At 59.2% G+C, this 11,090-nt stretch carries 11 protein-coding genes; 5 read left to right on the forward strand and 6 right to left on the reverse strand.

All coding sequences use genetic code 11. From position 1 onward, the window contains the following. Positions 1-2 precede the first annotated feature (2 nt). Positions 3-452 carry a hypothetical protein gene (locus tag MESS2_RS02470; protein WP_008872477.1) on the forward strand — a complete coding sequence of 150 codons (450 nt, stop codon included), beginning with the start codon at positions 3-5 and terminating at the stop codon, positions 450-452. Positions 453-500: 48 nt separating this feature from the next. Here MESS2_RS02470 and MESS2_RS02475 read toward each other — a convergent pair whose 3' ends face one another. The 5 genes from MESS2_RS02475 to MESS2_RS02495 all read right to left on the reverse strand — a co-directional run bounded on the left by MESS2_RS02475 (position 501) and on the right by MESS2_RS02495 (position 5,344). Continuing rightward, positions 501-1,832, reverse strand: a complete 1,332-nt coding sequence (locus tag MESS2_RS02475; RefSeq protein WP_008872478.1) for a UDP-glucose dehydrogenase family protein — start codon at positions 1,830-1,832, stop codon at positions 501-503. Between the two features lie 82 nt (positions 1,833-1,914). Then, the gene (exoK, locus tag MESS2_RS02480) at positions 1,915-2,826 is read right to left on the reverse strand and encodes an endo-1,3-1,4-beta-glycanase ExoK (protein WP_157357584.1); all 912 of its coding nucleotides are present in this window, start codon (positions 2,824-2,826) and stop codon (positions 1,915-1,917) included. A gap of 151 nt (positions 2,827-2,977) precedes the next feature. Then, positions 2,978-3,376 (reverse strand): single stranded DNA-binding domain-containing protein, encoded by a 399-nt coding sequence (locus tag MESS2_RS02485; RefSeq protein WP_008872480.1) that lies wholly within the window; start codon positions 3,374-3,376, stop codon positions 2,978-2,980. Between the two features lie 287 nt (positions 3,377-3,663). Beyond that, positions 3,664-4,680, reverse strand: a complete 1,017-nt coding sequence (locus MESS2_RS02490; RefSeq protein ID WP_008872481.1) for a glycosyltransferase family 2 protein — start codon at positions 4,678-4,680, stop codon at positions 3,664-3,666. A 391-nt stretch (positions 4,681-5,071) separates the two neighbouring features. Then, on the reverse strand, positions 5,072-5,344 hold the full coding sequence (locus MESS2_RS02495; protein ID WP_008872483.1) for a hypothetical protein: 273 nt from the start codon (positions 5,342-5,344) through the stop codon (positions 5,072-5,074). Positions 5,345-5,966: 622 nt separating this feature from the next. Between MESS2_RS02495 and MESS2_RS02500 the strand changes: the two genes are divergently transcribed. From MESS2_RS02500 to MESS2_RS02510, 3 genes are all read left to right on the forward strand, one after another. After that, a complete protein-coding gene (locus MESS2_RS02500; protein ID WP_008872485.1) occupies positions 5,967-6,644 on the forward strand; it encodes a sugar transferase in 678 nt (225 codons plus the stop codon). A gap of 169 nt (positions 6,645-6,813) precedes the next feature. Beyond that, positions 6,814-8,022, forward strand: coding sequence for a polysaccharide biosynthesis/export family protein (locus MESS2_RS02505; RefSeq protein WP_008872486.1), 1,209 nt, complete (start codon positions 6,814-6,816; stop codon positions 8,020-8,022). A 35-nt stretch (positions 8,023-8,057) separates the two neighbouring features. Then, on the forward strand, positions 8,058-8,834 hold the full coding sequence (locus MESS2_RS02510) for a class I SAM-dependent methyltransferase (protein WP_040591891.1): 777 nt from the start codon (positions 8,058-8,060) through the stop codon (positions 8,832-8,834). 327 nt (positions 8,835-9,161) lie between these two features. On the opposite strand, the gene MESS2_RS02515 is transcribed toward MESS2_RS02510, so the two are convergent. After that, on the reverse strand, positions 9,162-10,427 hold the full coding sequence (locus MESS2_RS02515; protein ID WP_040591893.1) for an O-antigen ligase family protein: 1,266 nt from the start codon (positions 10,425-10,427) through the stop codon (positions 9,162-9,164). Positions 10,428-10,680: 253 nt separating this feature from the next. Here MESS2_RS02515 and MESS2_RS02520 point away from each other — a divergent pair. Continuing rightward, positions 10,681-11,090: SDR family NAD(P)-dependent oxidoreductase (locus MESS2_RS02520; protein WP_244439844.1), on the forward strand; the 410-nt coding region annotated here is incomplete at its 3' end.

The following is an 11,090-nucleotide window of genomic DNA, read 5'->3' on the forward strand; positions in this document are numbered from 1 at the left end:
AGATGATCGAGGTTTCGCGACGCGCGGCACTGGCCATCCTGGCCGGTGGGGTTGCTTCGTCAGGGATTGCCTACGCCGCCGTTTCCTCGCTTTCGGACGAGGACCTGGTGCGGGTCACGCTCGAAAAATACTTCGGCAAGCTCAACATGCGCATCGAACATCTGCAGCAATTCGTCCTGGAATTCCAGAAGCGCAATCCGTGGATATTTCCAAACGAAAAGCTGGGCGATGCGGTCACCCTGCTTGAGGAACTAAAACTGGGCGCCGCACGCCAGCTGCTGCCCGAAGAGAAAAAGCAGGATCTCAGGCATTTCGACCGTTGGGTGATTGCCGAATTCCATATGCTGACCGACTACGCCTGGCGCAGTTCGCCAAACGACCCGATCCGGTTCACCGGCTGGCATCCATGCACCAACCCATTCGCCAATTTCGAGATGCGCCAGGACGCCTAGAACGCGTCGCGTGTGACGGCGACGCGCTTTAAGTCTTTGGCCATGGCCTCATGCCGCCATCCTGCCGATCGAGTGATATTCGATGCCGTGGCGAGCGATGACCTTCGGGTCGTAGAGGTTGCGGCCATCGAAGATGATCGGCGTCGTCAGCGCATCCTTCATCGCGTCGAAAGACGGGGCGCGGAAGCTCTTCCACTCGGTGGCGATCAGGAGCGCGTCGGCGCCGCGCAGCGCTGCCTCCTTGGTTCCGCACAGAAGCAGGTCGTCGCGTTGCCCGTAAATGTGCTGACATTCCTGCATGGCCTCGGGATCGTAAGCCTGCACCTTGGCGCCGGCCTTCCAGAGCGCTTCCATCAGGACACGCGCCGGCGCCTCGCGCATGTCGTCGGTGTTGGGCTTGAAGGCCAGGCCCCACAGCGCGAAGGTCTTGCCCTTGAGGTTGCCCTTGAAATAACGGTTCACCTTGTCAAACAGAACCGACTTCTGTGCGTTGTTGCGTTCCTCGACCGCGCGCAGCAGCTTGGCATCGAATTTGACGCCTTCCGCGGTCTTGATCAGGGCACGCACATCCTTGGGAAAGCACGAGCCGCCATAGCCGAGGCCCGGATAGATGAAGTGGTAGCCGATACGCGGATCGCTGCCGATGCCCTTGCGGACCTCCTCGATGTCGGCGCCGAGCTCCTCGGCCAGATTGGCCATTTCGTTCATGAAGCTGATCTTGGTCGCCAGCATGCAGTTGGCCGCGTATTTGGTGAACTCGGCGCTGCGCACATCCATCACGATCATCTTCTCGTGGTTACGGTTGAACGGGGCGTAAAGCTCACGCATCACCGCCTCGGTGCCTTCGCTGCCGGTGCCGACGATGATGCGGTCGGGCTTCATGCAGTCGGCCACCGCGGAGCCCTCCTTGAGGAACTCCGGATTGGAGGCGACGTCGAAAGCGAGATCCTCGCGACCGCGCGCCTTTAGGGTGGCCGCGATCCTGGCCTTGACTTTTTCGCAGGTGCCGACCGGCACGGTCGACTTGCCGACAACGATCTTGGGTGCGTCCATCTCCCGGCCGATGGTCTCGGCAACGGCCAGCACATATTTGAGGTCGGCCGAGCCATCCTCGCCCGGAGGCGTGCCGACGGCGATCATCTGGATCTCGCCGTGCTTGACCGCCGCGACGGCGTCAGTGGTGAACTTGATGCGGCGCGCCGCATGGTTTTCCTTGACCAGATCTTCGAGCCCGGGCTCGTAAATCGGAATCAGGCCCTGATTGAGCCGCTCGACCTTTTGTGCGTCGATGTCGACGCACACCACCTGATGACCGACTTCCGCGAGCACCGCCGCCTGCACGAGGCCGACATAGCCAATTCCAAAGACCGTCAGATTCATTCGGTTTCATTCCTGTTCAAGGCTTCGGATCGTCTTCGGTCCGGCCGGTTCAGATGCGTTTTTCCAGTGCGTTGTTTCACGGCTAGTTCGTTATGCTGCATGCCAGCGATTCCGGAAACTGGCACGTTTGGCCCAGTGCGGTAAATGCGACGCGATCCACTTGCGTGGTGAGCTTGCGACCCGGATCCGAAAACGGACCCATCCAGCCCTTCATCGTATCGCTGCCCCAAAGGCTGAGGAATATCTTTTGCGCATGGGTGGGCAGCTTTGCCGGATCGGTAATCGTGTTCACAAGCTTGCCATTGACGTACCAGCGCAGCCTGTCCTTCTCCCAGACGAAGGCATAGTCGTTGAAGGCCTTGTCCGTGCCGCCCGGGACATCGACCAGCTTCTCGTTCTTGCCCTTGCCGGCTATGTAGGCATTGACCTGTACCTTGGACGTATCCTTGGTCAGCACTTCGAAGTCTATTTCATCCCACGGCTGCTTGTCGGTGGGGCCGATATAGGAGAAGAAAGCCGCGTTGACGCCCGAGCCTGAGTCGGTCTTCATCCGCGCCTCATAGGTGCCGTAGCCGAAGCGCTGCTTGGTCTGGATCTCGGCGCAGGCAAAGTCGCGATCCTTCAGCTTGCGCTTTTCGAAGCCGAGCGTCAGCATGCCGTCGGAAAGCTTGACCAGGTTTTTAGACCAGATGCAGTTTTGAAAAGCGCCGTTGCTCCAGCCGTCGGAAATATACCAGCGCGAACGGTCGAATTTGCTGAAATCATCGACGAATGACGGCGCGCTTTGGATATCCTGGGCACGGGATGGAGCCGGGCCTGCAATCAGGCCGCCGAGAACGACCAGCACAAACGCGCCAATCGAGCATAGCCGCCTCCCTTGCCTGATCCAATGCGGGAACGGCACTCCGCCGATTGTTGGGCCGCCGGTTGTTGGGCCGCCGGTTGTCGGGGTGCCGGTTGTCGGGGTGGACGTGTTTTTCGAATCCGCGCTCATACCAAACTCACCTTTGTGCTGTGCGCCCCCAACCCAAAGTCGATGTTCGAACCGTGATGAAACAAGCTGATCTTGACCCTTCCTCCACCGCGCCCGGCCTCTTGCTCCAGCGCCAGCCCGTTGCCTGCGGCATCAGCCAGGATCCTGGCTTTCAGCCCGCGTCGGCGGCCGGCTTGGCTAAAGCGGCCTTGGTAGTGGAGCCATGTTGGGCATTCTGATCGAAGATTTCATCCAGCGAATGACGGATATCCTTCATTAATTCGTTCTGACGGGTGAGCGCCGCGATCCGGCGCTCGCTATTCAGGATCGACTTCGTCAATTCGCTGACTTCCGCCGAACTTTTGGAAGGCGCCGCTCCATTCTCCATCGCCTCGACCAGGAAGGCCGCATTCGTAGCCTTTGCCCGGTAGCGGTTCTCAAGTCCGTTCTTTTCCGCCTCGACCTCGGCGGCGATCTGGTCGAACAGCTTTGCCAGGCGATCGAGGCGCGCAATGTCGGTCTGCCTGTCGCGAGCCGGATCCCTTGATCTGAAACCGAATATCGAAGCCATGTGCTCCTCTCACTGGGAGATATTTCGGGCCGATTCGATCGGCCAACCAGAATTGCTGCACCGCAACATACAGTGCCATCCCAAGAGCGAGTAGGCAACCACCTAAAGCGCGACGCGCCTGAAGAAATTCATGCGCGTCAACTTAAGCTTTTGTTTTTATGTAGATTATGCGTCAAAACGGTCGCGCGGCCGGGCGTCACGCATCAGACCGAAACTCACGAATCCCGGTCGAGGCGGCCAGGTAAGAAGCTGATGACATGAGGGGCAAAAGCTCCGGCTTGACATGCTTACGTCTCGCTGGCCGGGCTGGTTGCGGCCATCAGAAAGCGCCGCGGCGGCACATGCCGGTGCTTCGAGACGAACCCGATGTGGCGGAACAGCGCCTCGAGCTTGTCGGCAGCCACACCGCGGACGATAGGGACAAGATTGGACTGACTGGCCAGCGCATAGGCTGCGGCCGATACCAGGCCCCGCTCCGCCTTCACGTCGAGGAAGTGCCGCAGCCGGTATTTGTCGCGCACATGCCGCTCATGCCTTCTGAGCACTGCTTTGGAACCTTCCGGCAAAGTGTCGATCGCCAACAGCGCCAGATCCGCATCGGCCAGGCGCCTGAGATCCTGGGTCCTGTGCCGGCCGCTCAGCGAATCGGCGCGAACGATCGCGCCATAGCCACAGGACCTGATGACCTTGAACCGCGCCCCGCAAGCGACCGCACGTGCGTAGAGTTCATAGTCTTCGCCCAGACGCAGGTTTTCATCGTAGCGCAGCCCATGGCGATCGAGGAAGGCACGGCTGATCACCGGTTTGAGGAAGCCCAGCTCCCCTCTCTGCACACAGCGCCTGGAAATGTTGCCTTCGATGAAGCGCTCGAAATCGAGAAACTCCGGATCGGCCGAAAACCGTGGGGCCACGATTTTCGAGACATCGGTCGCCGCATCGTCCCGGATCAGCATGATGTTGTCGGCGGCGAAATCCCAGTCGGCGCCGGCGAACAATTCGCGAAATCGGCCGGCGAGAAAAAAATCGTCGGCGTCCAGAATGCTGATGAACGGCGATTTGGACCTGACGATCGCGGCGTTACGGGCGAAGGAAGGGCCACGGTTGACGTCGAAGCGGATGACGCAAAGCCGGCCGCTGCCATCATCGGCCGCCTGAGCGACTTTCGCCGTATCGTCGGTGGAGGCGTCGTCGACGACAACGACTTCCGCCACCTCCGGCTCGCGCAAAGCCGATGCGATGGCAGCCGGGATTGTCCGCGCCGCGTTGCGGGCGGCGATGATCACGCAGACCTGGGCTCCTGTCATGACTTGGCCTCTCGATTGCACAGTTGGCTCCAAATTTCCTTCCCCGTCCCGATATCGTTGTCATAGACTGCCCGGCCGATCGCTGCCGGGTGTTCAAGTGCGCCGGCCGACGCTTATGCTGCAAGTGCTATGCTGCGAGTGCGAAGCAAGCATCGCCAAAATCATCCGCGCCGTCCAGTCTTTCCTTTCGGTGCCGCCATAGCGCAAATCGGTTTGGGCGAGCACCCGCGGACAGCGCGCGTGCGGCATGGGTCGCCGTCTTGAAAGCGAATCAAGCCAAGCGATGGGCTCGGGTCGCATCCGGTCGTCACATGAATGATGTTGAACGCTGTCAGCGAGCAGTCGGCGGGTCCGACACGTCCTGGCGCGCCGAATCAGCGTGGACTAACTCTCAGTGAAGGCTTCGCCTGGCGCTGAACTTCTCGCCATCGGCCGCTTCGGTCGAATTGAGCTTTCGTTCGGCGTCGCGAATCTTGTCGGCCGGCGTCGGGTCATTCCTGGCAACCATGACGAAGACCAGCAGAAAGTAGCCGAACTGGATGACAATGGCGCAGCCGATGACACGAAAAAGCGTCGTGCTGAACGAGGCGCCACCCAAATAGGACCAGGCGACCACGATCGCCAGGGCGAAAATCATGCCGACGATGAATTTTGGTAGCGACATACCCCAACGCCTGTCAAATCCGCTCGGGCATAAATCGATGATTGACCCACCCCGAGCCTCCCTTCGCCATGCGAGCTTATCGAGGCACCCGCTTTTCGGCCGGTTGCTTCCAGCCTTTCCCACTCTGTCCATATTCCGACAGAAACCGTTTGCAATTCTATTGGGGCGTGCAATAGCCGGCAAGGCCAACCACAAATAAATTTGAATGAGCTGACCAGATCGACTCTGCCATGTTGCGACGCACACATCGGCATCAAGGCCAACGATCGGATATGGATTCACTTCAGTAAGATCTACAATATTGATTAGTATTTTATGTAAAGACGCTCTATGCTTCGAAATTTTAAAGCACGTTTCCACTCCAAACTGCTGCATAAAGGGCGATTCGCCCAAAAACAGCCCTAAAAAGGCACAGCTTTTTCAAATTTGCCCATAAATTGTCACACGCATGCCATAAAGGGCAAATTTTGGGCAGGATCAGTTTATTATTTAGTCAATTCATGACGCGACTATTTCAAGCCGCCGGGAAATTGTGTGTTGCGCTGCAACATTTTTTTGGTATCGTGCGCCTAAACCATCCGGTTAACGCAAAACCATCCGGTTAACGTATGGAGACTAAAGCATGAGGGACATTGCCAAGCCGGCCAATGCGGATTTTTCGGAGGCTGGCATTGATTTTCCGCCACCGATCGGCGGGCTCATCAAGCGCAGCTTCGATATCGCCGGTTCACTGATCGGGCTGATTGCTCTCAGCCCATTGTTTGTGATGGTCGCGCTGCTCGTCAAGCTTTCCGACGGCGGGCCGATTTTCTACGGCCACAGCCGGATCGGCCGGGGAGGACGGATTTTCCCGTGCCTGAAGTTCCGCACCATGGTTCAGGACGGCGAGCGGGTGCTGGCCGCATATCTTGCCGCCAACCCGGACGCCAACGCCGAATGGATAGCGACCCGCAAGCTGAAGAACGATCCGCGCGTGACGCGCGTCGGCGCGGTGCTGAGGAAGCTCAGCCTCGATGAACTGCCACAGATCATCAACATCCTCCAGGGCGAGATGAGCCTTGTCGGGCCGCGCCCCGTGGTGCGTGACGAGCTTGAGATCTATGGCAATTCGGCCGTCTACTATCTGAAATCGCGCCCCGGCCTGACCGGGCTCTGGCAGGTCAGCGGGCGCAACGACGTTTCATATGACAGCCGCGTTGCCTTCGATCGCCACTATGTCGAGAACTGGTCGCTGTTCGAGGACATTCGCATCATCATCAAGACCGTTCCCGCAGTGTGGATGTCGCGGGGCTGCTACTGACCGGGGGCCTGCCCCGTATCGAGAGGTGAGCCTGTCCAGGCGCCAGGCATTCTGCGGCAAGCTCAATGGGCGGGGCCAAAGCGGATCGGAAAACGTTCAGTTGAAAACAGACATCTTCGAGATCTCCCGCGCCGGCATTCTTGCGAATCGCATGCGGCGGAAGTGGCTTATGGCCACGTGCCTCGCGCTGGCGCTTGCCGTCCCCCAATTTGCCGCCGCCGACGAATACCGCCTCGGATCGCAGGACAAGCTGACCATCCGCGTCGCCGAATGGCAGACCGTTGAAGGCACGTTCCGCGACTGGACGGCCGTCAACGGAGAGTACACGGTCGGTCCTGCCGGAACATTGTCCGTGCCGTTCGTCGGCGAGATGCCGGCATCCGGCAAGACCACGGCCGAGGTCGCGGCAGCGATCGGCCAGGCGCTCCAGCGCAAGCTCGCTCTGGCGGACCGGCCGGAAGCCTCCGTCGAAATGGCGCAGTACAGGCCGTTCTACATTTCCGGGGAGGTCCAGACGCCCGGCCAGTATCCTTACGTGCCCGGCCTGACCGTGCTGAAGGCGATGAGCATCGCCGGCGGCGTCCGGCGGAGCCCGGACGGACAGCGCTATGACCGCGACCTGATCAATGCCAAGGGCGATTTCGATGTCCTTGACGATCAACGGGTCCGGCTGATCGTCAGGCGCGCCCGCATCGAAGCTGAACAGGCGGACAAGCCATCGTTCGACACGCCGAAGGAAGTGGCCGACGACCCAAAGCTCCCCAGTATCGTTGCCGACGAGATGGCGATCCTGACGGCCGACCAGAAAAAGCTCAAACTGCGACTGCAGGCGCTCGACGATTTGAAGACGCTGCTGCAAAGCGAGATCGAATCACTGCAGAAGAAGATCGTCAACCAGCAGCGCCAGGTCGACCTGGCAAAGGAACAGCTGAATGGCATCGGCTCGCTGGCGCAAAAGGGCCTGGTCGTCAACACGCGGCTTCTGAATTCGCAGCAGACGATCGCCGACCTGGAAGGCCAGATCCTGGATTACGACACGGCCATCCTCACCGCCAAGCAGGCGATCAGCAAGGCCACCCAGGACGCCATCGATCTGGAAAACAGCCAGAATGCGGGCCTGGCCGCTGACCGGCAGCAAACGGAAGCCGACCTCAATCAGACAATGCTCAAGCTGGACATGCAAAGGGGCCTGATGTCGGAGGCCATATCGGGGAACCCCAGCGCTCAGATGAACGGCACCAACGAAGAACCGGCGTTGACGTTTGCCCTGGTTCGGGTGGTCGACGGCAAAACCAGCGAAATCGCCGCCGGCGAAGATACGCCCGTGCTGCCTGGAGACGTAATCAAGGTGAAATTGGCGCCAATGGCTATCCAATAATGGCCTGCAACTAACTCAAATCCGGGGACTTTGTCATGCACAGTGAAAGGGACGAGATAGTCAGTCGGGAAAGAGAATTTCACAATCTCCGATTTAGTCAGGAGGCGGATCCAAGAGAAAGTCTGGACAAGTGGTATCGAACAATTCGCCACGGCGCTGAACATCAAGACAAGCAAATAAAACGCCTTTCGAAAAACGCGGACGTGCTCGAGTATGGTTGCTCCGATGGTGGGTGGTCCCTGCACTCCCTGCACCTGCCCGGTCTTTGCCGATCTCTGGCGGGGATCGACATTTCGGACGTAGCAGTAAACAAGGCGAACGAACGGGCGAGCACGCTTGGAAGCACGAACGCTACATTCCTGGCGATGAATGCTGAAGCCATGTCCTTCGAAGACAACAAGTTCGACCTGGTGTATGGACGCGGGATCATCCATCATCTGGATCTGGATCGGTGCTTTTCCGAGGTGGTCCGTGTCCTGAAGCCGAACGGCGTGGCGTCCTTCTACGAGCCGATGGGACACAATCCTCTCCTGAATGCCTACAGAAGGCGGACACCCCTCATCCGCACCGCTGATGAACATCCTTTGTTAACGTCGGACTTCGCGTTGGCTCGCCGCTATTTCAGCAATGTCCAGGTGGAATATTTCGGCCTGTGCTCCGTAGGAAGCGCGCTGATGCCGCGAGGCATCTCGGAGACCGTCTACACAGTTGGCAAAGCTGTCGATTCAGTCGTTCTGACACTACCCTTTGTGAAGCGGTTCGCATGGTATGCGCTCCTAACCCTTAGGGCTGATCAACTCGGGCGAGCGTGAAGGAGCAACTGCCGCTCGCTACCGCTTCAGAAGCTGCCTGCGAGATAATTGTTTGGCCTTAGCGCTGTTAGGCGGCGTCTTCAAAATCCTGTCTGGCGTCGAAATCGGGCGTCATGGCGGAATTGGAGCTGGGTCCGCGATCACCCAAAGTGCCTCCTTGCGAAGTCTGCTTGCAGGAAATCCTGCCCGAAAATTCGCGAAATTGTCCCAAGATATTCAAGGCTTTGCTTAAAGCGCGTCGCTCCTGAACGGATTCATGCGACGCGCTTTCTTGTTTTCATGCATGTCGTTATCGCAAAACCGCTGCGCACTTTTGCGCGACATGCATTAGCCCCCTGCGGTTTCTGGTTCCGCGAGGTTGGCCGCGGTCCACCGGGGACGGGCGACAGGCACCCGCACCAGCTTGAAGTAGCTGTAATAGAGGAGGAAGGAGCCCATGATGTAGGGGTTGAAGGTATCGATCTCGACGAAGGACCGGATGATCAGAAGCACCATCACACCGGCAAGAATCACGGACTCGGCCTGCCATGCCCTGAATATCAACGCCGATATGTGGCCCCACAGCGTGCGCAGGATAATCAGCGAAATCAGCGTTGCCCCGATATAGCCGAGTTCGACAAGCGCTTCGATATAGGTGTTGTGAAAGTGGAAGCCGCTTCGGGTTGTGATGTAGAATTCGTTCCAGAGCCGCTCGGCCTCGGCGAAACCCTGCACCCAATAGGCCGCGTAGCCGACGCCGAGGATCGGCGATCGCTGCGCCGCATTCCAGCCCTGCTGCCAGAGATAGGTCCGTCCGGTGAGCGTGGAATCCTTGCCGAAGATGCCGAGGACGAAATCCAGAAGTCCGGCATTCACGGCAACCAGCGCGACGACGACCAGTCCGCATGCGCCGACCAGGAAAATCACCCGTCGATAGCGCAGCGAAAGCACCTTGGTCATGGCAAGCAGCGCCACCAGAAGGAGAACCGCTGGTAGCGAAGCCGTCGAGGTGGCCGAATGCGCTGCGACCAGCAGATAGGCCGACAGAAGGACGACCGGGACCGTCAGGAAAAGGCTCAGCCGGCCGCGTCTGAGAAAGACCAGATAGACAACGCAAAAGTAGATGCCGAGAGACGCGACAAAGCCGAGCTGGTTCTTGGAGCTGAACGCGCCGACGAAATTGTATGTTCCGTCGAGCCCGTCATAGGAATAACCGCCGACCGCGAGCGAATATAGCAGGGCGAAAAAAATCCCGATCAAGGCGCCGATCGTCAACGTCCGGACGCTGACGGTGCGCGCGGCGATGTAGGCGCAGGCAATATGGGAACAATACTGGACCGCGGTCCTCGCTGTGATGCCAGGGGCATCCGACCAGAACACCGAGAAACAGACATAGAAGGCAAAAATCAGCGGAAGCCAGGCACTGGAGACGCCCCGCAGCAGCCGCCGGTAATCCACCAGGATGAGAGGCAGCCAGACCGCGTAATAGGCCAGGATCAGGATCTGGCCAAAAATGCTGGAATAGGAGAATGCCCAGACGGAAACGGCAACGGCAAATGCGCCGTAGACCGAGTTCTTCTCCGGGTCGATCAACAGAGATTTTGGAATCTTCATCTCGGTAGCGGATTCCCGATCATGCAACTCCACGCAGTTCGGCGCCGATTTCGCCGCCGCGCCCCTTGGGACATTTCCATTGTGCAGTGCAATATAACCCAACCTCGGCCATCTGTCATCCAAAAGACGGTTTTTGACGGCGCGCCATGCCACTGGATGCGCGCGAACGGACAAGGTGTCGCCAAGAGAGGCCAGACTCCTCGGTTGCCCTCTCCTGGTCCAGCATCAACCTGTTCGGAGACCCAGACCCGGCTTGAACTTCCCTGCCGTTGACTTCACAGTCGCCGCCGGTGGGGAGAAGGATCACGTGCAGATGAGTTTCTCGGGACGGTTTGCCGGACGTTCGGCCGTGATCACTGGCGGCGCCTCCGGCATCGGCCTGGCCGTGGCGCAACGGATTGTTGAAGAGGGCGGGCGCGTTTCGATCTGGGACCGCGATCCCGCTCAGATCGAGCGAGCCAAGGCTGTCATTGCGGACCTGCACGGCGTGACTGTCGACGTCGCCGATCCTTTGGCGGTCGAACAGGCCGCCCGACAGACGATCGAAGCACTTGGCGCGGTCGATATCCTGGTCACCAGTGCCGCCATCACCGGACCGAACATGACGATGTGGGAGTATTCCACCGACGATTGGCGCCGGGTCATCGACATCAACATCAACGG

The sequence above is a fragment of the Mesorhizobium metallidurans STM 2683 genome (genome assembly GCF_000350085.1).
Lineage (GTDB): Bacteria > Pseudomonadota > Alphaproteobacteria > Rhizobiales > Rhizobiaceae > Mesorhizobium > Mesorhizobium metallidurans.

Excerpts from the sequence above, each read along its gene's own strand:
- MESS2_RS02470 (WP_008872477.1), top strand. The coding sequence starts at position 3 with ATGATCGAGGTTTCGCGACGCGCGGCACTGGCCATCCTGGCCGGTGGG.
- MESS2_RS02475 (WP_008872478.1), bottom strand. The coding sequence starts at position 1,832 with ATGAATCTGACGGTCTTTGGAATTGGCTATGTCGGCCTCGTGCAGGCG.
- exoK (WP_157357584.1), bottom strand. The coding sequence starts at position 2,826 with ATGAGCGCGGATTCGAAAAACACGTCCACCCCGACAACCGGCACCCCG.
- MESS2_RS02485 (WP_008872480.1), bottom strand. The coding sequence starts at position 3,376 with ATGGCTTCGATATTCGGTTTCAGATCAAGGGATCCGGCTCGCGACAGG.
- MESS2_RS02490 (WP_008872481.1), bottom strand. The coding sequence starts at position 4,680 with ATGACAGGAGCCCAGGTCTGCGTGATCATCGCCGCCCGCAACGCGGCG.
- MESS2_RS02495 (WP_008872483.1), bottom strand. The coding sequence starts at position 5,344 with ATGTCGCTACCAAAATTCATCGTCGGCATGATTTTCGCCCTGGCGATC.
- MESS2_RS02500 (WP_008872485.1), top strand. The coding sequence starts at position 5,967 with ATGAGGGACATTGCCAAGCCGGCCAATGCGGATTTTTCGGAGGCTGGC.
- MESS2_RS02505 (WP_008872486.1), top strand. The coding sequence starts at position 6,814 with ATGGCCACGTGCCTCGCGCTGGCGCTTGCCGTCCCCCAATTTGCCGCC.
- MESS2_RS02510 (WP_040591891.1), top strand. The coding sequence starts at position 8,058 with ATGCACAGTGAAAGGGACGAGATAGTCAGTCGGGAAAGAGAATTTCAC.
- MESS2_RS02515 (WP_040591893.1), bottom strand. The coding sequence starts at position 10,427 with ATGAAGATTCCAAAATCTCTGTTGATCGACCCGGAGAAGAACTCGGTC.